This window comes from Algibacter agarivorans, assembly GCF_039543245.1.
Lineage (GTDB): Bacteria > Bacteroidota > Bacteroidia > Flavobacteriales > Flavobacteriaceae > Algibacter_G > Algibacter_G agarivorans.
On record NZ_BAABJJ010000002.1, the window covers coordinates 15,758 to 41,534 of the forward strand.

The window sequence follows — 25,777 nt, forward strand, 5'->3', positions numbered from 1 at the left end:
GTTAATCAATCAAAAAACCATTTAATGAATAAACTAATTTTTTTACTGCTGCTTTTGGTAGCTGGATCCACTTTTGCTCAAGTAAAGCTAGAAGGTGTTATTAAAGACAGTATAGGAGCGCCACTTGAGCTGGCAAATGTTATTGCTATAAACCAAGAAACCCAAAAATTAGATTCTTATGGCATTTCCAATTCAGATGGACGTTACAAGCTATCTATAGAAAAAAACACCAATTATAAAATTCAGGTAAGTTATATAGGAACTAAAACAGCGCAAGTAGATTTAAAAACGTCAGATTTAAATATTACAAAAGATTTTACGTTGCAATACGACACTACTTTAGATGAAGTAGAATTAGTTTACGAGATGCCAGTAACTATAAAAGGAGATACCATTGTTTATAATGCGGATTCTTTTACGTCTGGAACAGAAAGAAAGTTGGGCGATGTATTAAATAAGTTGCCTGGTGTTGAAGTTAATGACGAAGGACAAATTGAAGTTGAAGGCGTAACCGTTGGTAAAGTGATGGTTGAAGGGAAAGATTTTTTTGATGGCGATTCTAAATTAGCAACTCAAAATATACCTGCTAATGCCATTGATAAAGTTGAGGTCCTTAAAAATTATGCCGAAGTTGGGCAGTTAAGCGGTGTAACCAACAATCAAGATAATATTGCTATAAATATTAAGCTTAAACAAGGAAAAAAGAATTTCTGGTTTGGAAATGTAACGGCAGGAGGAGGAGCTTCAGAAGAAAATACCTTGTATTTGGCGCAACCCAAGTTGTTTTATTACAGTCCCAAATATAGCATCAACGTTATTGGCGATTTAAACAATATAGGTGAAATAGCGTTTACGCGTCGCGATTATTTCAATTTTACAGGCGGTTTTAGAAGCCCGAGTAGAGGTAGCGGAACCAATATCGATTTAGGAAGTAATAATTTAGGGTTTTTAACGCTTCAAAATAATAGAGCAAAAGATATAAATACCAAGTTTGGAGCAGCAAACTTTAGTTACTCACCAAAAAAGACTTTAGATTTAAGTGGTTTTGCTATTTTTTTAAGTAGCAGAACAGATTTACAGGAAATTAACGATGTGCAGTTTTTAAATGATGCATCAAGAGATGAAAATAAAGAAAGCAACACAACACAACGTAGCGATTTAGCCATGATGAAGTTTAGTGCTAAGTATAAACCTAATGGGAATAACCAATTAGATTATGATGTGTTGGCTAGAACCTCGAAAGAGTCGCAAGATCAAAACGTTTTGTCTTCTCGTGTTGGTAATATTGACGAATTAGAAAGCGCTACACCTTTTAGTTTCAATCAAAACTTAAATTACTATTATACACTAGACGACACCAATATTTTTGCTTTTGAAGTACAACATTTATTGCAAGATGAGGATCCTTTTTATAACGCCATTTTAGAGAATGATCCTGCTAATAATGATAACCCGGTTAATCCAGATGATAATCTGCCAGACCCAGATGCTTATGATGATACAGCAAGTAATTTAGGTTTAGACCGAGAACAATCGGTCTATAATATTAATCAAGACAAACGCGTAAAATCGAACCAAGTAGATGCTAAATTGGATTATTGGAATATTCTTAATAAAAAAAGCGATATCAATTTTACATTAGGAACCATTTATAGCCGACAAGATTTTGATTCTAATATTTTTCAGGTTTTAGATGATGATTCAAAATTTGAAACCACACCAACAATAAACGATGGTTTAGATACCAACAACATTGGTTACACGTTCAGCGATTTGTATTTAGGTGTGCATTATAGATTAAAATCAGGAATTTTCACCTTCACACCTGGGTTTTCAGGACATGCTTACAGTGCAAAAAACAATCAGTTTAATGTTAAGTATACGGATAATTTTTTCAGACTCTTACCGGATTTTAATATGCGTATGCAATTAAAAAAGAGCGAACAAATTATTTTTAATTACAGCATGCGTACCCGTTTTACCGATGTAAATCAATTGGCTAGAGGTTTGGTCTTGAACAATTATGGTTCCGTTTTTTCTGGAAATCAGGAGTTAGAAAGTGCGGTGTCTCATAACTTAAACCTATCTTATTTTAGCTTTAATATGTTCAATTATACTAATGTAACGGCAAGGCTTAACTATAGTAAAACCGTAGATAGGATTAGAACCAGTTCCAGTCTTCCGCAGGGTAGTGTTATTAGAATCAGTTCGCCTATTAATTCTGCTTTAGCAGATGAAAGTGCTAGTGCCAATACACGTTTTCAAAAAACCATTGGAAAATTTAGGGGCACATTAAGTGCAAATTTAAGTTACAATAAATTTAATCAGGTGGTTAATGACCGAACTTCAGTAAATGAAAATTATTCACAAACCTATAGAACCCAGTTAAGATCAAATTTTAGAGAAGCTCCAAACTTTGAAATTGGGTATCGTTACACCATTCAAGATAACGACCAAGGCGACCGGAGAACAAAGTTTTTTACCAAAGCCCCATCGATAGAGTTTGATGCGCTTATTTTTAAATCGTTTACTTTTAAAACCGACTATTCGTATAATAATTTTAGCGACGAAGATCAAACTATTAATTCTTATGAGTTTTGGGATGCTTCATTAGCTTATAAAAAGAATAAAGACAGTAAATGGGAATACGAAATTAAAGCTACTAATTTATTAGATACCAAGTCGCAAAATAGAAGTAGCGCAGGTAATATTTCGGTTAGTGCCACCGAGTATTTTATCCAACCTCGTTTTTTAACGTTTAGATTGCGTTATGAGTTGTGATATCAAAAGATGCCACGTCACACTGAACTTGTTTCAGGGTTTCATTTTGAAAGCCATTGATTCTCAATAGGTATCAGATGCTGAAACAAGTTAAGCATGACACAAAGTGAATATTTATATTAAATTTTCTAGTTTCCTTTTGTAGAATTGATAAACAATAATATATTTGCGTTCAGTTTTGGGGAGATACTCAAGCGGCCAACGAGGGCAGACTGTAAATCTGCTGACTACGTCTTCGCAGGTTCGAATCCTGCTCTCCCCACTTAACTCGAAAAGTCTGCTTTGGCAGACTTTTTTGTTTTATAATGTTTGCGAAATTTATTTCAGTAAACATTATAAAATAAAAATGTCAAGCTGTGATAACAGCGTTACTTTTCATTTTCACGTGCGGGGAACTAGGATATTTAATCCTGCTCTCCCCACTTAACTCGAAAAGTCTGCTTTAAGAGGCTTTTTTGTTTTCGGGAAAATCCATAACGTGTTTTAGGGTTCCATGCTTACCGAAGAAAACAAAAAGAAAAGTTGTTTAAAACCAACCGGAATAACGTTTATATAAGCTATATATATTACTGAATCTTGTTTGGCAAGGCGTGCTTTTAAAAATTCACGAACCGATTCGTGGTCAGACGGTTGTCTGTAAAATATGCGGTAACCATCAAAAAGTGGAACTAAATTATCTTAATGTTCTGTGGTAGTTTTAGTAATTGTCATAAAAAAAGAGGCTGTCTGAAAAGTTATTCCGGTCGTTATTTTGAGCGCAGTCGAAAAAATTATAATCTTGATTTTCAATGCATTTCGACTGCGCTCAATGTGACAGTTTGCTCTAAAATTGACTTTTTAGACAGTCTCTTTAATGAATTTATATCCTAAACTATTTTTTTAAGCTTTTTTCTGCTTATTAATTTCGTCTTGTAATTGGCGTCTCACTTTTTGTTCGCGCTCTAAGGCTGTTTTACGGTGCTCGTCAAATTCTTCTTCAATTTCTGCAAGTGCCTTTTTAGCATCGTGTGTAATTGAATTACTATTTTTAAACTTATAAATAAAGAAAAGGAGTAAGGCTAATAATCCACCAATAATAGACCACATAAGCACATTATAGCTGCTTTTGCTCATTTGCATACCAAATAGAGCCATATTGTTTTTTTCTGAATTGGTTTTGTCTAAATCAGTTTGGGTATTTGAAAGATTCGCTTTTAAATCTGAAATTTCTTTAGCTTGATTTTTAACTACAGCCTGCGTTTCTGTTAGGTTTTTATGAACCGTTTTTAAGGAATCATTTGTATGTGCTCTTAAAGTAAGTAGCATGCTTCGTTTAACGGCTTCATAAGCTTGTCCGTTTGTGCCTTTAAAATTACCAGACTTTCTAAGGATATACTCGAACTGGCTATCAATTGTACCACTATTTAATGATAATTTGTCTTCTTCTTGGTTAGCTTGAGAAAATACGGTTAATGTGAATAAACACGTAAATACTATAAAAAAAAGTGATTTATTAGGATTCATTTTTGAATGATTTTAATGGTTGTATTTGGTTTGCGAATTTATAAAATATTGTTTATTAATTGATTATAAATCATTAAAAAGCCTCATAAAAATGAGGCTAGTTTATATACGGTTCAAATGTGTATTTAGATGACGGTACTATTAGTATTTTAAAATTACAAAATAGAAGCAGTAATAGTAGCTATTTTTAATAATAGGTATAACGTCTAACTTTGGCAATATATTTAGCAAGTCTAATAACTTGGTGGCTATAGCCGTACTCGTTATCATACCAAATATAGAGCAGCACATTTTTACCATCTTTACGAACAATGGTGGCTTTACTATCATAAATGGATGGGGCTGAATTGCCTACAATATCGCTAGAAACTAATTCATCACTCAATTCGTATTTAATTTGCTCTACCAAATCACCTTCTAAAGCATATTTTTTTAAAATAGTATTAACACCTTCAAGTGATGTTTTGTTTTTTAACTCTAAGTTAAGAATAGCCAATGATCCATTAGGCACAGGAACACGAATGGCATTTGATGTTAATTTACCTTCCAAACTTGGTAATGCCTTGGCAACAGCACTTCCTGCACCAGTTTCGGTAATTACCATATTTAATCCAGCAGCTCTACCACGACGGTATTTTTTATGGAAATTATCCACCAGATTTTGGTCGTTGGTATACGCATGAATGGTTTCTAAGTGCCCGCTTTTTACACCAAAAGAATCTTCCATAGCTTTTAATACTGGGGTGATGGCATTGGTTGTACACGATGCTGCAGAAAATATATCAACTTTATCTGGATCGTTTTCTTTATGATTGACACCATATACAATATTCGGAACTTCTTTCCCTGGTGCCGTTAACAAAACCTTATCAACACCTTTAGCTTTTAAATGCCTGCCTAAGGATTTCTTATCTCTAAAAGCTCCCGTATTATCTATGATTAAGGCATTATTGATGTTGAATTCGGTATAATCAATAGCTTCGGGTGCATGAGCCGAAATTATATTTACCGTAGTGCCATTAATAATTAAGGCCTTGTTTTTTAAATCGACAGAAACCGTTCCTGGAAAATCGCCATGTACGGAATCATAACGTAATAGTGATGCTCTTTTTTCAAGTATTTGGGCGTCTATTGTTCCTCTGGTAACTATGGCTCTTAAACGCAATTGACTGCCTTTTCCCGTACGTGCCATAAGTTCGCGAGCAACTAATCGACCAATTCTACCAAAGCCATAAAGTACAACATCTTTAGGGGCAATATGCCCATTTTTTCTAGCGTCTTTTAATTTCCTAGCAACAAAAGCGGTGGCATTGCTGTATGTATTGTCTTCTAGTTGATATTCGTAAGTAAGCTTCCCGATATCTAATTTTGCAGGTGGTATATCAAGTGCCTTAATAGCCTGTGCGATTTCTACTGAATCAAAAATAGAAATCGGTTTTTGTACAAATTTACCAGCATATTCATGCAGGTTTAAAATCTGACTTACGTTTCTATCAATTAATTGATTTCTGAAAAGCACCAACTCGATAGATTTGTCGTACCACAAGTCGCTTATAATTTTAATAAATTCAACGGTTACTTTTCGTCGGTCTGATTGAAAAGCTAATTCTTTTTCATAAGTTTTGTTGGAAACCATAGCTTAAATAGTTTAGTTCGATTTTGAGGGGGTACAAAAATATCATATTTCAAACGTTTTCGTAATGTAATTTAAGAAAAAAATAACCCTTCAAAATTTAAAACTTTGAAGGGTTAAAAAAAATCGGTATAAGGACTTTTTTTATCTAAAAATAACTTCTTTTTTCTCTTTTCTGTTATTTATATATTCTAACTTTTTGATGTTTTCTAAAATATCATCGCCGTATTTTTTCTTTAATTTTGAAATATCTTCGATGGATTCAATTTGAATATCATTAATTCCTGTGATAATATAACCTTCCGAAATTCCTAAATTAGAATACAACCATTTGTTTTCCGTGCTTTTAACCATAACACCATTATTGATTCCGTGTTTTTCCTTAAAAGCATCAGTTAAATCCTGTAATTCCATTTTCATGAAGGTCACAGTAAATAGTTCGGTTTTAGTAAGTTTTACAGAGAATGATTTTAACTTGTTGTCTCTCGATACTTCAACCTTCACAATATCATTAGGGCGTTTGGTCTTAATATAGCCACTTAGGTCTTCAAATTTTGAAATCTCGATATCATCTAACTTTTTAATAACATCACCGCTTTTGATACCTGCTTTTTCTGCACCAGAATTTTTAGTAACCTCACTAACAAGTACACCTTCAGTGTATTCTACGCCCAGTTCTTCTGCTACCGAGCTGTTTAAGGTGCCCCCTACAATACCTAAAATACCATTTTGCACGTTGCCATATTCCATAATATCCTCTACGACCTTGCGGGCAATATTACTAGGTACGGCAAACGAATACCCAATATAAGACCCCGTTTGCGAAGTTATTGCCGTGTTTATGCCAATTAATTCGCCATTCGTATTTACCAGCGCACCACCAGAATTCCCTGGGTTTACGGCAGCATCTGTTTGAATAAAGGATTGTGAACTTTTGCCTGTTAAATCTCTAGATTTAGCACTGATTATACCAGCGGTAACCGTTGATGTTAAATTAAACGGATTGCCCACTGCCAGAACCCATTCACCAATTTTTGAAGTATCAGAATCGCCAAATGTTACATAAGGTAAGGCTTCGTCAGATTCAATTTTTAACAATGCTATATCGGTTTTTGGATCTGTTCCAATAATTTCGGCTTTAAAAGTTTTGTTGTTGTTTAAAGTAACCGATAGTTCGTGCGCGTTTCTAATAACGTGATTGTTAGTAATTATATAGCCATCGGCATTAATAATAACACCGGAACCTGTACCTAACTGCGCACGCTTTGGGCTTCTACCAGAAAATAAATCTTGTAAAGTCATTTGTCCAGAACTCAGAGTTATGTTTTTTACGTGTACTACGGCGTCTACAGTATTTTCTGCTGCAACTGTAAAATCTGTGTTTTCTGCCGCGTTTAAAAATGCATCCACATTATGAGTTGGCAAAAATGCAGGAATTGAATCGGCAGTTGCAATTGCAACTGGATTTTCGTCTTCTATATAAAGTTTATACGCTCCTAAAGTGAAAATCCCACCTAATGCAGAAACCAATAGTAATGTTAAAATCTTCTTCATATTTTTTTTTAGTTTAAGTTCTATTAACGATTAAAATTAAATATTTATTGAATCAAAAATTCAACTTTAACGACTATTTAACAATCATAATAATCTTCAAAAGTTTTACATAATTATCAGTAATTATTTGGGCGTTACCCAAGGGTCGGGCTTTCGGTAGTCGCTTTTTTGTGTTGCATAGGTGCAACAACACAAAAAGAGCTTCAACAAATACCTCAATTCCTAACGCGCTTCCCATTCATGATTTTTTCATTATCAACACGCTTTTCTGGATTACCCAAAATTCTTGATAACAACCAAAAAATTTAAATCACTTCTTTATCTTTGTGCTTTTATTATGCAACAGACTTTTTACAAATATCAAGGAACAGGAAATGATTTTGTGATGATTGATAATCGTCAACAAATCTTCGACAAAAATGATACCAAACGTATTAACCATTTGTGCGACAGACGTTTTGGCATAGGAGCAGACGGACTTATTTTATTGGAAAACCATCCTGATTTTGATTTTAGAATGGTGTACTTTAATGCTGATGGGAACGAAAGTACTATGTGCGGAAACGGGGGGCGTTGCTTAGTGGCTTTTGCAAAACAATTAGGCGTTATTACAAATAAAGCTGTTTTTGAAGCTATTGATGGGGTGCACCACGCCACAATAGATGGCAATATCGTGAAACTGCAAATGCAAGATGTTGATGCCATTGAAAAATATAAAAACCATGTGTTTTTAAATACAGGGTCGCCCCATCATGTGCAATTTGAAAGCCATATTGAGGATTTCGATATTAAAAGCGAAGGCGCGAAAATCAGATATGGTTCGCCATATAATGACGCTGGAACTAATGTCAATTTTGTAAAAAAAGTATCTGATACGACATTTCGTGTAAGAACTTATGAGCGAGGCGTGGAGGATGAAACTTTGTCATGCGGTACAGGGGTAACAGCGGTTGCGTTAGCTATGCATTATTTAGGGGAGGCAGACAAAAAACACATCACTTTAAATGTAGAAGGAGGCGACTTGCAAGTGTGTTTTGATGTAGAAAATGAGGTGTACAAAAACGTCTGGCTAATTGGTCCAGCAACTTTTGTTTATAAAGGAATAATATGATTACTCTAAAGGGCGAAAACATATATTTACGTGCTTTAGAACCTGAGGATTTGGAGTTTATCCATACTGTTGAAAATGACGAATCTATTTGGGAAATTAGTAATACCCAAACACCATATTCTAAGTTTTTAATAAAACAATATTTAGAAAATGCTCACAAAGATATTTTTGAAGTGAAGCAATTAAGATTGGTTATTTCAAGTTATAGTGAAGTGACTTTAGGCATGATTGATTTATTCGATTTCGATTTTAAAAATAGTAGAGCAGGCGTTGGCATCTTAGTAAAAGAACCTAGCGATAGATTAAAGGGCTACGGAAATGAGGCTTTAAAATTACTCATTGATTATAGTTTTACACATTTAGGCTTGCACCAGTTATATTGTAATATTTCAGAAGAAAACGAAGCCAGTATAAAATTATTTGCCAATCATGGCTTTAAAGAAATTGGTCTCAAAAAAGATTGGAACACCATAAATGGTTCCTATAAAAATGAATATCTATTTCAGCTTATAAATAATTAAATGTATATAAAAAAGATACTTCTTGCTATTTTAGTTATTGGACTTGTTGTAGCCGCGTTTTTTGCAAATTTTGTTTACAAGGCCATGTTAAAACCTAACACAGCGTTTAATAACGAAACGGCTTATATATATATTCCGTCAAATGCGAGTTATGATGAGGTTCGCAATCAATTAGAGCCCTTGTTGGAGGATATTGATTCGTTTGATGATTTAGCGGAACAAAAAAAGTACACGACAAATATAAAAGCAGGAAAGTATGCCATTAAAAAAGGCATGACTAATAACGATATTATTAATTCTATCCGAAGTAAAAATTTGCCAATCAAAGTATCGTTCAATAACCAAAGTACATTAGAAAGATTAGCAGGACGTGTTTCAAAAGAGATAGAAGCTGATAGTGTGTCGCTTATAAATGCTATGCATGACGATGCCTTTTTGGTTGAAAATAAATTCAGCAAAGCCACTGCATTAGGTATGTATTTGCCAAATAGTTACGAGTTTTTCTGGAATACTTCTGCAGAAGGGTTTAGAAATAGAATGCTTAAAGAATATAAGCGTTTTTGGACTGATACTAGAATTCAAAAAGCACATGATAATGGTTTGTCTCAAGACCAAGTTATCACATTGGCTTCTATTGTCTATGAAGAATCAAAACAAGCCAGTGAGCAGCCAAGAATTGCAGGTGTTTATATGAACAGGTTAAGAATTGGGATGCCGCTTCAAGCTGATCCTACATTAAAGTTTGCCGCATATCAACTTCCTAAATATCAAAAGACCGTTATAAAACGGGTGTTAAATGTTCATAAAGACATTGAATCACCTTATAATACTTATAAAAATAGAGGATTACCTCCTGGGCTTATTGCTATGCCAGATATTTCGGCAATTGACGCGGTTTTAAATTATGAGAAACATAAATACTTGTATTTTGCTGCTGATGCTAAACGTTATGGCTTTCATAAGTTTGCTAAAACCCTTACGCAGCATAATGTAAATGCTAGAGCATACCAACGTTATTTGTCATCTCAAGGGATTAATAAATAGTGAAGTGTTTTGCAATAAAACATATTGTTCTTTTAGTATTATTTCCTATTTTTTCCTTTTCGCAATCTAAACTTGATGCGTTTTTAACGCCAAGTGATACACTTAATAAACCAAGGAGAAATGCTGTTATTATTACCGAAGCATCTTTGTCGGGTATGGCGCTTATTGGATTGAATCAACTTTGGTATGCCGATTTTGAGCGTTCTAAATTTCAAACTATAAATGATAATAACGAGTGGTTGCAAATGGATAAACTCGGTCATGTTTTTACATCCTACCAAGTTGGGAGGCATGGTGCACAACTTTTAAATTGGAGCGGTGTTAGTAAAAAGAATCAATTAATTTATGGAGCTACTTTAGGATTTACTTTTTTAACTACTGTTGAAATGCTTGATGGGTATTCATCGGCATGGGGATTTTCATGGGGAGATATTTTAGCAAATGGAGCAGGAACAGGTTTGTATATTGGACAAGAATTATTATGGGATGAGCAAAGAATTGCCCTAAAATACTCTTTTCATCAAACAGGATATGCTAAACAACGACCAGATAAGCTTGGAGATTCGTTTATAGAACAGGTTTTGAAAGATTATAACGGACAAACCTATTGGTTAAGCGCAAACCTACATGCATTCTTTAAAGAAAGTAAAATCCCTAAGTGGTTAAATGTTGCCGTAGGCTATGGTGCAGAAGGGATGCTAACAGGGGTGAAAGATGTTGACAACCAAGTGTTAACAAGTAACGAGCGGTATCGGCAATACTATTTGGGTTTTGATGTAAATTTGAATGCTATTAGGACAAACTCAAAATTATTGAGGTCTATTTTTGATGTTTTTAATATGATAAAAATACCGCTACCAACACTAGAAATCAATAAAAATAAGTGTGTATTTCATCTATTCTACTATTAAAGATAGCATATAATCGATTAATTTTGAAGTTATTAAAAAAAAGGCTAATTTTGCACGCTCAAATTTCAAGGCGTATTTTATATTAAAATGTGCTGAAAAAATTTAAAAATTATGGTAAGAAATATTGCAAGTTATTCGATACTGACGCTTACAATATGTGTACTATTACATGTTTCATTAAAAACTAATGAAACAATTGATTTAAGTAAATACTCTACAGAGGGGTTGTGCTTAAATTACACAGTAAGTGATAATGCAAATGATAGTGATAAACTTTCAGCATTAAATACTTCAGACTTCGCATTTTCACCTTATTTAGGAAAATCATTTGTAGGTTTTAAAGAGGCTTTGGCTTTTAAGGAATCTGGAGGAAACTATTTTTCAGTAAACACTTATGGGTATTTAGGAAAATATCAGTTTGGAGCTGAGACTTTAAAAATGATTGGTATTAATAATCCAGCTAAGTTTTTGAAGAACCCTAGTTTACAAGAAAAAGCATTTGTTGCCAATACAGCACGTAATAAATGGATTTTAAGACGAGATATCAAAAACTTTGTTGGAAAACGAATCAATGGTATTATTGTAACGGAATCTGGTATTTTAGCGGCGGCTCATTTAGCGGGTCCTGGCAGTGTAAAAAATTACTTAAGAAGTTACGGACTAGATAATTTTGCAGATGGCTACGGTACTACGGTGCGTTACTATATGAAGCGTTTTTCTGGTTACGATACCTCTTTTGTGAAACCAAATAGAAAAGCGAAGGCTGTATAGTTTTGAAAAAAAAAACACAGGTTTCAGTTGAAATTGTCATGCTCGCTGAGGCGGGAACCTTAGCTTTTATGAATAATAAATATGGTAGGTCTCTTATGTAGATCTATCATATTTTTTTTCCATTGGTTAGCCGTTTGTGTTTTTATGAACTCACTATGAAGTGTAATATCACAAGCCACACAGACATCTGTGTTATTTTCAAGACTATGCGATAAATCCTCAAGCATTTTATTATTTCTATAAGGTGTTTCTATAAATATTTGCGATTGATTATGTTCAAACGATAAACGCTCCAATCGTTTAATTTCATTTTTTCGTTCACCTTTATCGATAGGTAGGTAGCCGTTAAATGCAAAGCTTTGTCCGTTCATTCCAGAGCTCATTATCGCCATTAAAATCGAAGATGGCCCAACTAGAGGAACAACTTTTATGTTTTTTTGATGTGCTAATTTCACTACATCAGCACCAGGGTCTGCAACACCTGGACAACCTGCTTCGGATAAAAGACCTACGTTAACACCGTTTAAGCACGGTTCTAAAAAGTTTGGTAAAGTTGATGCGTCTGTGTGTTTATTTAAAAGGAATAGTTGTAAGGTGGGTTGCGGTTTTTCTGGACTTATTTTTTTGATAACCCGACGTGCCGATTTTTCATTTTCAACAATGAAAACATCAATCTTGTCAATCGTTTTTTTTACTGTAATAGGCAAAACTTCTAGCGGGTCATTATCGCCTAAAGTAGTTGGTATTAAATAGAGTTTGCCTTTAGTATTTGTCATTTTTTGGAAGTTAACGTATTTGCAATAATCGAACAAGCTTCATCTAGCATTTTGTAAATATTTTCAAAACCTTCATCTCCTCCGTAATAAGGATCTGGAACATCATAATTTTGATTTGGATAAATTTCATTTAAAATGAATTTTACTTTATCAATATCTTCATTGTTTCTAGCAAGTTTAATAACATTTTTGAAGTTAGATTCATCCATAACATAAATCAATTCAAATGCATCAAAATCTGAAACCTCAAACTGGCGTCCTTTTAAATTAGAAATATCTAACCCGTATTTTTTACCAACGGCAACAGATCGCTTATCAGGAGAAGTGCCAATATGATAATTTGCCGTCCCTGCAGAATCAACACTAAAAGAATCTGGGAGTTTAGATTTTAAAATACCTTCGGCTAGTGGAGAACGACAAATGTTTCCCAAGCATACCATCAGAATTTTAGTCATTTTAAATGAATTTTAAACGGAAAGCTTTTTAGTGATATCGTCAACATATTTTCTAAATTGCTTATCTGTTGAAGATAAATTATCTACCGTTTTGCAAGCGTGAAGCACAGTTGCGTGATCTCGTTTTCCTATTTGAGAACCAATACTTGCTAAAGAAGCTTTAGTGAGTTTTTTAGCAAAAAACATGGCCAATTGCCTTGCTTGTACAATATGGCGCTTTCGAGTTTTAGATTGTAAAGTGTCAACATCCATTAGAAAATAGTCTGATACTATTTTTTGGATATAATCTATAGAAACTTCGCGTTTTGTGTTTTTTACAAATTTCTCAACTATAGTTCTAGCTAAATCTATAGTAATCTCTTTTTTATTGAAAGAGGATTGGGCAATTAACGAAATAATAGCGCCTTCTAACTCCCTAACATTGGATTTAATATTTTTAGCTACATATTCAATAATATCTTCGGGCATTTCAACACCATCACGATAGAGTTTGTTTTTTAGGATAGAAACCCGAGTTTCAAAATCTGGGTTTTGTAATTCAGCTGATAATCCCCATTTAAAACGAGATAATAAACGTTGTTCAATATCTTGCATGTCAACAGGAGCCTTGTCACTTGTTAAAATAACCTGTTTCCCGTTTTGATGTAAATGATTGAAAATATGGAAGAATACATCCTGAGTTCCTGATTTGCCAGAAAGGAATTGTACATCATCAATAATAAGTACATCTATAATTTGGTAAAAATGAATAAAATCATTTCTATTGTTTTTCTTAACAGCATCTATATATTGTTGTGTGAACTTTTCAGCAGAAATATATAAAACTGTTTTTTCTGGATACTTATCTTTAATATCGACACCAATAGCATGTGCTAAATGGGTTTTTCCTAAGCCAACACCGCCAAAAATTAATAATGGGTTGAAGGATGTTCCACCTGGTTTTGTCGCAACTGCTAATCCGGCACTTCGTGCTAATCTGTTAGAGTCACCTTCTAAGAAATTTTCAAAACTATAATTAGGGTTAAGTTGAGATTCAATCTTTACATTTCTAATGCCAGGAATAACAAACGGATTGCGTAACTCAGGACTTTTGTTGTTGAAAGGGACGTCAACATCTTGAGATTTTAATGCGTTTCTGTTAGAACTAGGAATTCTTTCGGTAAAAGGTTGTTTGTTGCCATACGTATTTTCCATTTTAATAATGTAAACAAGTTTGGCTTTTTCGCCTAATTCTTTTGTGAGTGATACTTTAAGGATTTTTACATAATGTTCTTCAAGCCATTCGTAAAAGAATTTACTAGGCACCTGAATACTTAATGCATTATCTGTAAGTTTAACTGCGATGATGGGTTCAAACCAAGTTTTGTATGCTTGCGGTTGGATGTTATCCTTTATGAATTCCAGACAATTATTCCATACCGATTGCGCAGTTACACTCATGCTTTACTTTGTTGATTTTTTTGTTAGATTTTTATATGAAAAACAACTTTTCATACCCCCCCTTTTACTGTGAGGCAAATATGTGAACAAAAATCTTAAAAAAAAAATGATTTACTATTGAATTTTTAGAAATTTTTCCTCATGTTTAACCTATTGCCGAAACTACAAAAAAATATTCAATAAAACTTATGAAAATCGATGAAATACAAATAAGAGTGAGATACGGTGAAACGGATCAAATGGGTGTGGTATATCACGGTAACTATACGCTATATCTTGAAATGGGACGAATTGAGTGGTTGAGAAAATTGGGGGTTTCTTATAAATCGATGGAAGAAAATGGTATTATGTTACCTGTAGTTTCTTTGAGTATAAACTATAAAAAATCAGTAGGTTATGATGATGTAATTAATGTAAAAACTCAACTAAAAAAGGCGCCAACTGCTAAGATTGAATTTGAGTATGAAATCACCAATGAAAAAGGTGAAATTTTAACAACCGCAAATACAACGTTAGTGTTTATGGATATGAAAACAAACCGTCCGGTTCGGGCACCGCAATATATTTTGGACCTTCTTGAAGACTAATTTATAATTTTTTTATGTTTATTTCAAAAAGGCGGTTGAAAATTTCAAAAACAGATTCAGCTTCATTTTTTCTTACCGAAATAGTAATTTGGCAATCCATTTCTAATTTTTGATCAATCATATTTAGGTTCCTCTCTTTTATAACACGCATTACGGTATTCATATTCTTGTATTCAAAAGAAATGAGGTAGTCTGTATTGATGGTTTTTTTAATAATAGTTGATGCTTCAAGAATCATTTGTGCGGCAGTTCTATAAGCGTTAATTAAGCCGCCAACTCCTAATTTAACCCCTCCAAAATAGCGAACTACAACAATTAAAATATTGGTAACCTGAAAAGATTGTATTTGTCCGTAAATTGTCATTCCTGCAGAATTGCTAGGTTCGCCATCATCATTAGCGCGATAAGATATGGTTTCAGTCCCAATTTGGTAGGCGTAACACCAGTGTCTTGCGGAGTGGTGTTCTTTTTTTAGTTTTTCTAAATGGAATCTAACAGCATCTTCATTTAAAACAGGAAAGGCATAACCGAAGAATTTACTGTTTTTGTCTTTAAATAAAACAGGCTCAGGCGTTGCTTCAATGGTTTTGTATGTGTCTTTTTCAATCAAATTACTTAAAATAAGTTTTTCTTAGTTTCAAATAGATTGATAACATCTTCAGTTTCTGGGTTAATATGCCACGTTTTAATCTTTAAAGTGTTTGCTGTGTTTATATTGTCCTGATTGTCATCAATAAAAAGACATTCCGCAGCTTTGAGTTTATTTTCATTTAAAACAAATTCAAAAATATCTTGGTTCGGTTTTATCAAGTTAATTTCGTGTGAAAGATAGAAGCTATCAAAACACTTTTTAAACTCCTCATAAAAAGTAAGTTGTTCTTTTATGTAATTAATATGAAGCGCATTGGTGTTGCTCAATAAAATCAATTTATACTTTGAAGATTGTTTCAGTGTTTTTAAAAAGGCTAAGCGATTTTCAGGGAAATCTTTTAGCATGAAATTCCAAACATCAATAAGTTCTTCTTTGGGTAATTTGGGAAAGTTTTCAGAGTAAAATTCAAGAAATTCATCCGTAGAAATTAATCCTTGCTCATAAAAACTATTAAACCCTAGCATTTCTTCGGATAAAGATTCTATCTGAAATGTTTCTAAAGCGTGTTTGTGTGCGGCTTCAATGTCTAAATTAATAAATACATTGCCGAAATCGAAAATGATGGTTTTAATCATTTTTATAAATTTTAAGAGTATCCGTGATTATGTTTTCTTCAGGAATTAGTTTTCCTTGGAATCTAGGAGCTTTAGTGCCTTTTTTGAATTCTGTGTTTCCAATAAAGACTCTGGCTTCATCCCAAAGATTTTCGTCTATAAAGGTTTCTAGTGTTTTTGTGCCACCTTCAATAATGACAGAACTTATATTCTTTTCGAATAGTAAATCACAAATCTGTTTTGCCAAGTTTTTCGAAAAATCAATGTTGTTTTTTGAAATTAAAATAGTTTCAGCAGCAGTATTAAAAACGCTATGTTTTTTTGAAAGTTTTTCATTTTTATCAATAACTAACCTAATAGGATTTTTTCCAGTCCAATCTCTAACAGTCAATGAGGGATTGTCCTCTAATACAGTATTTGTTCCAACCAAAATAGCTTGCTCTTCTGTACGCCATTTGTGTACTAATTGTCTGGAAAATGTATTTGTGATCCATACAGGTTTTTGTTCGTTTTTAGTTTCAGGAGCAATAAAGCCATCTTTGGTTTCTGCCCATTTCAAAATAATATAAGGGCGTTTTTTATTATGATAGGTAAAAAATCGTTTATGATGATTTTTACACGCATTTTCTAGGATGCCAACAGTTACGTTACAGCCAGCATCTCTTAATTTTTCAATCCCTTTTCCTGCTACTTTCTCATTGTCATCAATACAGCCAATAACTATGTTTGGTATGTTGTGCTTAATAATAAGGTCGCTGCAAGGTGGCGTTTTTCCGTAGTGCGAACAGGGTTCTAGAGTTACGTAAAGTGTGGCTTTTTTTAATAAATCTTTATTTGAAACTGAATTAATCGCATTAACTTCGGCATGATTCCCCCCGTAAGGACTTGTAAAACCTTCTCCTATAATGGTGTTGTTGTAAACAATTACACTGCCAACCATCGGGTTTGGGTTGGTGTTTCCTAAACCATTTTTAGCAATTTGTATACAGCGTTTTATGTGAGTTTCGTGTTTTGTCAATACTAAAGTTTGATTTTTACGTCTTCGGTTTTATCGATATTGTAGGTATATGAGAAGCCTAATACTTTATATTTAATATCGCCTTTGTATTGCACTTTTGCCTTTTTACTGAACAAGCTGCTAATTAAACCGCCTATACTTTTGTTGCTAAACAGGCTGTCTGTAGGGACTTTTGTTTTTAGAGGAATTGAAAACTCTTTTTTTGCAGGTACTTCAAAGCTTTCTGTTGAAACTGATGCCATTTCATTATCATTTACAAAAACTTTTATTTCATCGGTTTGTAATTCGCCGCCAATGTCATTTGGATTTATAAATAGCGCATCTGCAGTAAAAGTGACGTATTTAGAGGTGGATTCTAAAACCTTAATATTTTCTACACCAATAAATTGAGGTTTTTCATTTACAGAACAGCTCATGACAGCGATGAAGATTGTTGATAAGATTATAAGTTTTTTCATTCTGATTTTTTTCGATTTAATGTATCTTCACTTGCTTAAAAGTTACGATTGTAGTGAACAAAGATAATATAGTTATTCGAGAAATTGAACCTCGAGATAACACGCAATTAGAGCAGGTTATTAGGGCGTGTTTTTATGAGTTTGAAATTCCTTTAGAGGGCACTGCATATTCTGATGCTGAAACACCGAGGATGTTTGAGTCTTATCAAAATGATAACGAGATCTATTTTGTAATTGATTTTAACGGAGAAGTTTTGGGAGGAGGAGGAATAAAACCTTTAAAGGATTTTGAAAATGACATTTGTGAAATTCAAAAAATGTATTTTTCACCAAAAGTAAGAGGTATGGGTTATGGAAGAGCGTTATTTGAAAAATGTTTGGAAAAAGCCAAAGAGTTGGGATATAAAAAATGTTATCTAGAATCGGCATCACAACTTAAAGCAGCAATTCATATTTATGAAAGCTATGGGTTTAAGCATTTAGGAGGAGCGCTAGGTAGTACTGGACATTACTCATGTGGTGTTTGGATGTTGAAGGATTTGTGATTAACGAATATCGATTTTAGATTTTTGAACTAAAAAAATGCTTTGAAAAAGTAAGTTGGTTTAAGCTAGAAACATGTCAGTATAATAAAAATGAAGTTAAAAGATATTCAAAATACATATCATCAAGAATTAGATTCGATTTATGGTGAGGAAGAGGTTAATAGCTTCTTTTTTATGCTGATAGAATCCTTTTATGGTGTATCAAGAATTCAACTAGCTATGGATTCTGATTATGCTATTGATGATTCCAAAGAAATTATGGATGCTTTAGAGTTATTGAAGCAGCAAAAGCCAATTCAATATATAATTGGAGAAACCGAATTTAATGGATTGCCTTTTAAAGTGAACGGCCATGTTTTGATTCCAAGGCCTGAAACCGAAGAATTAGTTGAATGGGTTTTGAAAAAAGTAGATCATAATAAACCTATTACTATTTTGGATATAGGAACAGGAAGCGGTTGTATTGCTATCTCATTAGCTAAAAACTTGCCAAATGCTAAAGTTTTTGCTCTGGATGTTTCCGCGAAAGCGTTAAAAACAGCAAAAGAAAATGCAGATTTAAATGATGTTAATGTTGAGTTTGTAGAGGCTGATATCTTGACCGTAGGTCATGCTGAACTTGTTTCAGTATCTCACAAATTTGATATCATAGTTTCCAATCCGCCTTATGTGCGAGAAAAGGAAAAGCGGTTTATGAAACCTAATGTTTTAGAAAATGAGCCTCATTTGGCACTTTTTGTAAAAGATGAAAACCCGTTACTATTTTATGAAGCGATAACACAATTTGCTTCCAGTAATTTATCGATGGGTGGGCAGTTGTTTTTTGAGATTAATGAATATTTAGGACATGACATGGTTGATTTATTAAATGATAATAATTTCAAGAATATAGAGCTAAAACAAGACATTTTTAAAAAAGATAGAATGATTAAGGGAGAAAAGATTAACGAATTTTAATTTTTTTAAATTTCAAGTAAATATTTTACAAGTAAATGAGTGTAAAACAACAAATACAAGACTTACGGAACGAACTAAGGGAGCATAATTATAATTACTATGTGCTTGATAATGCAACCATTTCAGATTATGATTTTGATGTTAAACTGAAAGAACTTCAAGAATTAGAAGCTAAGTATCCCGAGTTTTTTGATGCAAATTCACCAACACAACGTGTTGGAGGAGCTGTTACCAAGAATTTTGAGACTATTCCTCATGAGCATCGTATGTATTCCTTAGATAATTCATATTCTAAAGAAGATTTGCAAGATTGGGAAACCCGAATTAAAAAATTGGTAGATGGAGTGGTTCAATATACTTGTGAATTAAAATATGATGGTGCTTCTATAAGTTTAACCTATGAAAATGGCAATTTAATAAAAGCCATTACTCGAGGCGACGGATTTCAGGGTGATAACGTTACGGCAAACATAAAAACCATTAAATCAGTTCCGCTTCAATTAAAAGGAGATTATCCACCAAAGTTTGATATACGTGGTGAAATTGTATTGCCTTTTGATGGTTTCAATAAAATGAATGAAGAACGTATTGAAATTGGTGAAGAGCCTTATAGAAACCCAAGAAATACGGCGTCAGGAAGTTTAAAATTACAGGATAGTGCTGAGGTTGCTAAGCGTCCGTTAGAATGTTTGCTTTATAATTTAACAGGTTCTAATTTAGGGATCAAGACACAATTTGAAAGTTTAGATAAAGCAAGACAATGGGGGTTTAAAGTGCCTAAAGCAGCAAAAATAGCTAATTCTATTGATGACGTTTTAGAGTTTATTAATTATTGGGATGTGCATCGTCACGATTTGCCTTATGAAACGGATGGTGTAGTTGTTAAAGTAAACGATTTACAGCAACAAGAAGAGCTAGGTTATACGGCCAAAGCACCACGTTGGGCAATGGCTTATAAGTTTAAAGCAGAACAAGTTTCTACACGATTAAATAGTATTACGTACCAAGTTGGTCGAACGGGAGCTATAACACCCGTGGCTAATTTAGAGCCTGTAGAGTTAGCAGGAACAACTGTTAAGCGCGCCTCTTTGCACAATGCGGATCAGATTGAAAAACTAGATATAAGGGTTGGTGATGTGGTTTATGTTGAAAAGGGTGGGGAAATTATCCCCAAAATCTTAGGTGTAGATTTAAGTAAGCGTCCAGCGAATTCTGAGCCAACACAATATATAACACGATGCCCTGAATGTGAAACAGCATTAGTTAGGCAAGAAGGCGAAGCGCAGCATTATTGCCCAAATTATAATGGATGTAATCCGCAAATTATTGGTAGAATACAGCATTTTATATCCAGAAAAGCTATGGATATTGATGGTTTAGGAGGAGAAACTGTGGCGCTTTTGGTAAATGAAGGTTTGATTAAAAATTATTCAGATTTATATGAATTAACCAAAGATCAGGTTATTCCGCTAGAACGCATGGCTGAAAAAAGTGCAGAGAATTTAATTCAGGGTATTGAGCAATCAAAAAACATTCCTTTTGAGCGTGTGCTTTATGCTTTAGGTATTCGGTACGTTGGAGAAACTGTGGCAAAAAAGTTGGCAAAACATTATAAGCGTATAGATGCTATTGCTGTTGCTTCGCAAGATGAATTGGTGAACGTTGATGAAATTGGTGTTAAGATAGCTGAAAGTGTTACTGCTTTTTTTGCTTCAGAAGAAAATGCCACTATTATTAATAGGTTAAAAGTTTTTGGGGTTCAGTTAGAAATGTCTGCAGAGCAGCTTATCGGACAGACCGATAAATTAAAAGGTGATATTGTTGTTGTCTCTGGAGTTTTTCATTCGGTTTCTAGAAATGAGCTTAAAAAACTTATTGAAGACAATGGGGGAAAGGTGAGTAGTTCTATTTCTTCAAAAACAAGTTATATAGTAGCTGGAGATAATATGGGGCCAAGTAAAAAAGACAAGGCAGAAAAGCTAAATATTTCATTAATAAACGAGTATGAATTCTTACAAAAATTAATGTAATTTTATTTTTTATCGATAAAAAGTCGTTTTTATACGTTTAATTGCAATATTTTATTATATTTGTCTTCTAATTGTAAATTACTATTATGTACAAGTCGAAAGTCTTGGTAGGATTTGTTTTAGTGTTATATGTGTTGTTCGTTATTTTTGAGTTTACGGGCAATAGTGATGTGGCATATTACTTGAATTCTCTCATTATACCGGTGATAACATTGATTTATATGTTATTTGTAAATAAGAAAAATATTTTCTTTTTGATGTTTTTATTATGTTATTCAATGTCAGATTTATTAGGAGTCATAATTTACAGTATTCCTTTTAATGAAGATTCAATAATGTATGATTTTGATTATTATATAGGAAATTCATTATATATATTAGCTTATGCATTCTTGTTTATAAAGATTGCCAAATCAATTAGTTTCTTTCATGTCTTAAAAAATTTCAAAATTCATTTAGTTGTTTTAACTATTTTGAATGTATATCTGGTTTATGTCTTACAGATGATTCTCAATCCGTATGATGGCATGTATAACAACTATTATCTGGAGCTAACATATAATATAGTGATGCTTTCATTGTTATCTGTAGCGTTATTAAATTATTTCTTTAGAGATGATAAAAAGTCCTTGTATATGTTTTTAGGAGCTTTATGTATTGTTTTTTCTGAAGTTATTGACGTAGCTTATCTTTATATTGCCCAACGATGCATATTAAATGTTTTAGCTACTACGCTTGCTGTTGCTGCCTTTTATTTCTTTTATCAACAATCAAAGCTAGTAAACAAGGTTAATGAAGAAGAGAAGTATATGGTTATGGAATAGAGGAGTCTTATGACTTTTTAATAAACGGAATATCTTTTCTGTGGATATAGAGAATAATTGCAGAAAGTATAAATGTAACAATTGCGGTTATAAATAATACGCCACCATCATTCTTTACTTCAATGCCTAACTGAGTTAGATGCATTATCATAGCACCCCCAATAATTCCTAATGTAAGTGTTGCGCCAACCCAAACGGTTTTAGGTATAAGCAATAATATCCCTGCAAGGAGTTCTAATATGCCAATACTTATTCTTCCAACAGGCTCTAAACCTACTTTTTCAAATATGTAAACACTGTCTGGATGTGCAGAGAATTTAAAACGTAAAGTTTGAATTAAAATAATGGCAACTAGTAGTCGTAAAGCTAACGGTATGTATTTTTTCATCGTATAAATTTTATATTCAGACGCTTTCTTTTTGAAAAACTATCACAGATTATAGAAATTTAGACAATTATAGAAGTTCCGTTTGCCGATTTGCCTTTGTTTGTATCGAAATAGAAATCTATTCGACCTAGATTAATGCCGTAACAGCCTACTTGGTTAACCAGCATGCTTTTTTCTTCGCTATTTTTGACAATAGTTGGTTTTGGAAGAAAAGTATGGGTATGGCCTCCAATAATTAAATCAATGTCTTTTGTGGTTTTAGCTAATTTTAAATCACTTATTTTGTTTGGGTTGTTTTTATAGTAGTACCCTAAATGCGATAAGCAAATGATTAAGTCGCATTGTTGGTCTTCCTTCAAAATACGGGTCATATCTTGAGAAATTTCAATAGGGTCTAAATATTTGGTTTCTTTAAACATAGAAGGGGTTACCAATCCGTTTAATTCAATTCCTAAACCAAAAACCCCTATTTTAATACCATCTTTTTTGAACATTTTATAAGGTTTGGTATGTGTGTCCATTATGGTGTTTGAAAAATCATAATTTGCAGAAATAAACTGGAATTCTGCATGTGGTAATTGCGCATACAAGCCATCAATTCCATTGTCGAAATCATGATTGCCAATAGTGGCAGCGTCATATTTAAGTTTGCTCATGAGTTTAAACTCCAATTCGCCACCATAATAATTAAAGTAGGGTGTGCCTTGAAAAATATCACCGGCATCAAGCAATAAGGTATTTGGGTTTTCTTTTCTAATAGAATCAATTAAACTAGCCCGTCTTGCAACGCCTCCTTTATTAGCATTTCTACCATCTTCAGGACCAAAAGGATCAATATGGCTGTGCACATCGTTAGTGTGTAAAATGGTGATTTTAGTAGTTTTCTCCTTATAGGTAAACGATTGTAAACCTAAGCTTCCAAGAGTTACTAAAGCGGTTCCAGCTGATGCTTGCTGAATAAAATCTCTGCGCTTCATAATGCATTTTAATGAATTTGAGTAAATCTATCGTCTCTAACGGGATTAATAGTATCGGCTTTTATAAAATGATCTATTAAAGCATTTCTAATTTTATAATTTAAAACATAAAGGCTATCATTTGTTTTAAAAAAACTCATGTTATCACCACCATTGTACAAATAATCATTGGTGGCTACATAATAGGTTCTGTTTAAGTCTATGGGCTTCCCTTTTATTTTGGCGTCAACAATTTTAAAATCTTTATCCAAGGTAAGCTTAAGTTTAGATATGGGATGCGCTCTTTTTGCTCTACTTAAATAGTTGATTAATTGATTAATTTGAGCGCTTTTTAAAGCAACTACAACAATACTGTTTTCAAAAGGCATCAACTTAAAAGCGGTTCTTTTGGTAATATGTCCTTTTGGTAAAATAGACCGAATACTACCGTAATTAAGCAGCACCATATCAATGTTTTTTTCTGTTCTGCCATTAAAAATAGGATTGGCTTCATCATAAACAGCATCAGCCATAAAATTTCCTAAAGCCGTATTAAATTCGCCATCAGTTTTTGAATAGGTATCAACGGCATAGGCTAAAACACTATCTAAATCTTTCTGGATATGATCTCTGAAGGGTTTAATGAAAGTCTCTATTTCAGGGTCTATAGCAAGTGTGTCTGTAATCTGAATTTGCTTTCCTTCGATTTTTGAAAGCTCCATTTTTTGGTTTTTACAACTCGAAAAAACAAAAATATTTAACAAAATAAATAAATGTGTAAACCTCATAATATAAAAAAGAAAATTTGAACGTACTTTTGTTACCTTTGCGCAAAGCATAAAGATAAATGATTTTAAAGGGTTTTAAAGAAAAATCTAATAAAAAGTACTTAAACAAATTGTTGTCTGAAAGACAGGTAAATGTTAACGATGACAAGTTAATAAGTTTAGGAATTATCTTTAATATTGATGAAATTCATGATTTTGAATCATTTCGAAAACTATCGGATTTCATAAAAGTTAGACCAAATAAATTAAAGATTATTGCATTTTCTGAAAGTAAGAAAGGCGATATATATGCGTGGGATGAGTGTTATAACTTAAAAGATTTTGGTTGGAACGGAAAAATTAAAAACGCTGATTTACAAGAGTTTTTGGATGTCCCGTTTGATATTCTGATTAGTTATTATGAAAAAGATGTTTTAGAATTAAAATTGATGACCGCTAAGTCAAAAGCAAAATTTAAAATAGGCATTTTGCAAACAGATGAACGTTTAAACGATTTGATTATTAAAACCAGTCTAAAACAGTTTGAAATATTTAAAAAAGAAGTTTTTAAGTACCTAAATATATTAAATAAAATATAGTAAAAATGAATAATAAGTTTCTAGGAACTGGAGTGGCATTGGTAACCCCTTTTAAGGTAGATTTAAGTATAGATCATGAGGCCTTAGCCAATATTGTAAATTATAATATTGATAGTGGTACGGAGTACCTTGTGATTTGTGGTACAACTGGAGAAAACGTAACACTTACAAAACAAGAAAAAAAGGAAGTTGTTGCAACTATTTCTAAAGCTAATAACGGAAGAGTGCCTATGGTATTAGGTATTGGAGGTAATAATACGACTCAAGTAATTGAAGAAATAAAATCAACTGATTTGAGTAAAATAGATGCTATTTTATCGGTGTCGCCATATTATAGTAAACCAACACAAGAAGGTGTTTATCAGCATTTCAAGGCCATTGCAGAGGTGTCGCCTGTTGATATCATTTTATACAATGTGCCTGGACGTACTTCAAAGAATGTTGAGGTGGAAACAACTTTAAGGCTGGCAAACGATTTTAAAAACGTTATTGCTGTTAAAGAGGCTGGAAATAATATGTCGCAATATCTAGAGTTGATAAAGAATAAACCAGAAGATTTTTTAGTAATTTCTGGCGATGATGATTTAGCTTTGGGAGTTGTTTTAGCAGGTGGGGCAGGTGTTATTTCTGTAATAGGACAAGGGTTTCCTGAGGCGTTTTCTAATATGATTCGTTTAGGATTAAAGGGTAATGCTAAAGAGGCATATAAACTTCATTTTAAGTTAATGGATGTTATTAGTTATATTTTTGAAGAAAATAATCCAGCGGGAATTAAAGCGGTTTTTGAAGCTTTAAAATTGTGCCAAGACACCGTTCGATTGCCATTAGTTCCAGCATCAAATCAATTAAAACAAAAGATTGCAGATTTTGTAAATAATTTTTAAGAGCCTGTTAAATATTACTTAAACCTTATGATTGCTGACTTTAAGCCGTTATTTTAGC

26 protein-coding genes and 1 tRNA gene are annotated in these 25,777 nt (G+C 33.0%); 14 read left to right on the plus strand and 13 right to left on the minus strand.

Annotation, left to right across the window (positions count from 1 at the left end):
- The first annotated feature begins 24 nt into the window (after positions 1 to 24).
- Together ABD935_RS01000 and ABD935_RS01005 are read left to right on the plus strand one after the other, a co-directional pair.
- On the plus strand, positions 25 to 2,781 hold the full coding sequence (locus ABD935_RS01000) for a TonB-dependent receptor (protein WP_345189604.1): 2,757 nt from the start codon (positions 25 to 27) through the stop codon (positions 2,779 to 2,781).
- A 180-nt stretch (positions 2,782 to 2,961) separates the two neighbouring features.
- Positions 2,962 to 3,043 (plus strand) — tRNA-Tyr (locus ABD935_RS01005).
- 617 nt (positions 3,044 to 3,660) lie between these two features.
- On the opposite strand, the gene ABD935_RS01010 is transcribed toward ABD935_RS01005, so the two are convergent.
- The 3 genes from ABD935_RS01010 to ABD935_RS01020 form a co-directional block, all read right to left on the minus strand.
- On the minus strand, positions 3,661 to 4,284 hold the full coding sequence (locus ABD935_RS01010; protein WP_345189605.1) for a tRNA (guanine-N1)-methyltransferase: 624 nt from the start codon (positions 4,282 to 4,284) through the stop codon (positions 3,661 to 3,663).
- A 187-nt stretch (positions 4,285 to 4,471) separates the two neighbouring features.
- Entirely contained in the window at positions 4,472 to 5,920 is a 1,449-nt protein-coding gene (locus ABD935_RS01015; RefSeq protein ID WP_345189606.1) for a glyceraldehyde-3-phosphate dehydrogenase, read from the minus strand.
- A gap of 141 nt (positions 5,921 to 6,061) precedes the next feature.
- The gene (locus ABD935_RS01020; RefSeq protein ID WP_345189608.1) at positions 6,062 to 7,471 is read right to left on the minus strand and encodes a trypsin-like peptidase domain-containing protein; all 1,410 of its coding nucleotides are present in this window, start codon (positions 7,469 to 7,471) and stop codon (positions 6,062 to 6,064) included.
- 337 nt (positions 7,472 to 7,808) lie between these two features.
- Here ABD935_RS01020 and dapF point away from each other — a divergent pair, with 337 nt between their 5' ends.
- The 5 genes from dapF (at position 7,809) to ABD935_RS01045 (ending at position 11,829) form a co-directional block, all read left to right on the plus strand.
- Entirely contained in the window at positions 7,809 to 8,582 is a 774-nt protein-coding gene (gene dapF / locus ABD935_RS01025; protein ID WP_345189609.1) for a diaminopimelate epimerase, read from the plus strand.
- Positions 8,579 to 9,103: a GNAT family N-acetyltransferase gene (locus ABD935_RS01030; protein WP_345189610.1), complete on the plus strand. Its 525-nt coding sequence runs from the start codon at positions 8,579 to 8,581 to the stop codon at positions 9,101 to 9,103. The genes dapF and ABD935_RS01030 overlap by 4 nt, the downstream gene beginning before the upstream one ends.
- Positions 9,104 to 10,147 carry an endolytic transglycosylase MltG gene (mltG, locus tag ABD935_RS01035; protein WP_345189611.1) on the plus strand — a complete coding sequence of 348 codons (1,044 nt, stop codon included), beginning with the start codon at positions 9,104 to 9,106 and terminating at the stop codon, positions 10,145 to 10,147.
- Positions 10,147 to 11,058 carry a DUF2279 domain-containing protein gene (locus ABD935_RS01040; RefSeq protein ID WP_345189612.1) on the plus strand — a complete coding sequence of 304 codons (912 nt, stop codon included), beginning with the start codon at positions 10,147 to 10,149 and terminating at the stop codon, positions 11,056 to 11,058. Before mltG ends, ABD935_RS01040 begins: the two co-directional genes overlap by 1 nt.
- Before the next feature lie 111 nt (positions 11,059 to 11,169).
- Positions 11,170 to 11,829, plus strand: coding sequence for a peptidoglycan-binding protein LysM (locus tag ABD935_RS01045; RefSeq protein ID WP_345189613.1), 660 nt, complete (start codon positions 11,170 to 11,172; stop codon positions 11,827 to 11,829).
- Positions 11,830 to 11,888: 59 nt separating this feature from the next.
- On the opposite strand, the gene ABD935_RS01050 is transcribed toward ABD935_RS01045, so the two are convergent.
- The 3 genes from ABD935_RS01050 to dnaA are packed head-to-tail and all read right to left on the minus strand — an operon-like array spanning position 11,889 to position 14,500.
- Positions 11,889 to 12,605 carry an SAM-dependent methyltransferase gene (locus ABD935_RS01050; RefSeq protein ID WP_345189614.1) on the minus strand — a complete coding sequence of 239 codons (717 nt, stop codon included), beginning with the start codon at positions 12,603 to 12,605 and terminating at the stop codon, positions 11,889 to 11,891.
- On the minus strand, positions 12,602 to 13,060 hold the full coding sequence (locus ABD935_RS01055; protein ID WP_345189616.1) for a low molecular weight protein-tyrosine-phosphatase: 459 nt from the start codon (positions 13,058 to 13,060) through the stop codon (positions 12,602 to 12,604). The genes ABD935_RS01050 and ABD935_RS01055 overlap by 4 nt, the downstream gene beginning before the upstream one ends.
- A 12-nt stretch (positions 13,061 to 13,072) precedes the next feature.
- Positions 13,073 to 14,500, minus strand: coding sequence for a chromosomal replication initiator protein DnaA (gene dnaA, locus ABD935_RS01060; RefSeq protein WP_345189617.1), 1,428 nt, complete (start codon positions 14,498 to 14,500; stop codon positions 13,073 to 13,075).
- 188 nt (positions 14,501 to 14,688) lie between these two features.
- Between dnaA and ABD935_RS01065 the strand changes: the two genes are divergently transcribed.
- The gene (locus tag ABD935_RS01065) at positions 14,689 to 15,087 is read left to right on the plus strand and encodes an acyl-CoA thioesterase (RefSeq protein WP_345189618.1); all 399 of its coding nucleotides are present in this window, start codon (positions 14,689 to 14,691) and stop codon (positions 15,085 to 15,087) included.
- A gap of 1 nt (position 15,088) precedes the next feature.
- On the opposite strand, the gene ABD935_RS01070 is transcribed toward ABD935_RS01065, so the two are convergent.
- Genes ABD935_RS01070 through ABD935_RS01085 form a run of 4 tightly spaced genes read right to left on the minus strand, consistent with a single transcriptional unit; the run spans position 15,089 to position 17,769 of the window.
- Positions 15,089 to 15,697, minus strand: coding sequence for an IMPACT family protein (locus ABD935_RS01070; RefSeq protein WP_345189619.1), 609 nt, complete (start codon positions 15,695 to 15,697; stop codon positions 15,089 to 15,091).
- Between the two features lie 5 nt (positions 15,698 to 15,702).
- The gene (locus tag ABD935_RS01075; RefSeq protein ID WP_345189621.1) at positions 15,703 to 16,314 is read right to left on the minus strand and encodes an HAD family hydrolase; all 612 of its coding nucleotides are present in this window, start codon (positions 16,312 to 16,314) and stop codon (positions 15,703 to 15,705) included.
- Positions 16,307 to 17,311, minus strand: coding sequence for a bifunctional diaminohydroxyphosphoribosylaminopyrimidine deaminase/5-amino-6-(5-phosphoribosylamino)uracil reductase RibD (gene ribD, locus ABD935_RS01080; protein WP_345189622.1), 1,005 nt, complete (start codon positions 17,309 to 17,311; stop codon positions 16,307 to 16,309). Before ribD ends, ABD935_RS01075 begins: the two co-directional genes overlap by 8 nt.
- A gap of 2 nt (positions 17,312 to 17,313) precedes the next feature.
- Positions 17,314 to 17,769: an LEA type 2 family protein gene (locus tag ABD935_RS01085; RefSeq protein WP_345189624.1), complete on the minus strand. Its 456-nt coding sequence runs from the start codon at positions 17,767 to 17,769 to the stop codon at positions 17,314 to 17,316.
- A gap of 53 nt (positions 17,770 to 17,822) precedes the next feature.
- Here ABD935_RS01085 and ABD935_RS01090 point away from each other — a divergent pair, with 53 nt between their 5' ends.
- From ABD935_RS01090 to ABD935_RS01105, 4 genes are all read left to right on the plus strand, one after another.
- Positions 17,823 to 18,314 (plus strand): GNAT family N-acetyltransferase, encoded by a 492-nt coding sequence (locus ABD935_RS01090; protein ID WP_345189626.1) that lies wholly within the window; start codon positions 17,823 to 17,825, stop codon positions 18,312 to 18,314.
- Between the two features lie 90 nt (positions 18,315 to 18,404).
- A complete protein-coding gene (gene prmC, locus ABD935_RS01095) occupies positions 18,405 to 19,271 on the plus strand; it encodes a peptide chain release factor N(5)-glutamine methyltransferase (protein ID WP_345189628.1) in 867 nt (288 codons plus the stop codon).
- Positions 19,272 to 19,306: 35 nt separating this feature from the next.
- Positions 19,307 to 21,301 carry an NAD-dependent DNA ligase LigA gene (gene ligA, locus ABD935_RS01100; RefSeq protein ID WP_345189630.1) on the plus strand — a complete coding sequence of 665 codons (1,995 nt, stop codon included), beginning with the start codon at positions 19,307 to 19,309 and terminating at the stop codon, positions 21,299 to 21,301.
- Positions 21,302 to 21,579: 278 nt separating this feature from the next.
- Positions 21,580 to 22,125, plus strand: coding sequence for a hypothetical protein (locus ABD935_RS01105; protein ID WP_345189632.1), 546 nt, complete (start codon positions 21,580 to 21,582; stop codon positions 22,123 to 22,125).
- Between the two features lie 7 nt (positions 22,126 to 22,132).
- Here ABD935_RS01105 and ABD935_RS01110 read toward each other — a convergent pair whose 3' ends face one another.
- The 3 genes from ABD935_RS01110 to ABD935_RS01120 are packed head-to-tail and all read right to left on the minus strand — an operon-like array spanning position 22,133 to position 24,191.
- Positions 22,133 to 22,513 carry a DoxX family membrane protein gene (locus ABD935_RS01110; RefSeq protein WP_345189634.1) on the minus strand — a complete coding sequence of 127 codons (381 nt, stop codon included), beginning with the start codon at positions 22,511 to 22,513 and terminating at the stop codon, positions 22,133 to 22,135.
- A 59-nt stretch (positions 22,514 to 22,572) separates the two neighbouring features.
- A complete protein-coding gene (locus ABD935_RS01115) occupies positions 22,573 to 23,490 on the minus strand; it encodes a bifunctional metallophosphatase/5'-nucleotidase (protein WP_345189636.1) in 918 nt (305 codons plus the stop codon).
- An 8-nt stretch (positions 23,491 to 23,498) separates the two neighbouring features.
- Positions 23,499 to 24,191: a 5'-nucleotidase C-terminal domain-containing protein gene (locus ABD935_RS01120; RefSeq protein WP_345189638.1), complete on the minus strand. Its 693-nt coding sequence runs from the start codon at positions 24,189 to 24,191 to the stop codon at positions 23,499 to 23,501.
- A 125-nt stretch (positions 24,192 to 24,316) separates the two neighbouring features.
- Between ABD935_RS01120 and ABD935_RS01125 the strand changes: the two genes are divergently transcribed.
- Positions 24,317 to 24,835, plus strand: coding sequence for a DUF6913 domain-containing protein (locus ABD935_RS01125; RefSeq protein ID WP_345189640.1), 519 nt, complete (start codon positions 24,317 to 24,319; stop codon positions 24,833 to 24,835).
- A gap of 5 nt (positions 24,836 to 24,840) precedes the next feature.
- Complete coding sequence (gene dapA / locus ABD935_RS01130; protein ID WP_345189642.1) at positions 24,841 to 25,719, plus strand: 4-hydroxy-tetrahydrodipicolinate synthase; 879 nt, start codon at positions 24,841 to 24,843, stop codon at positions 25,717 to 25,719.
- The last annotated feature ends 58 nt before the right edge of the window (positions 25,720 to 25,777 follow it).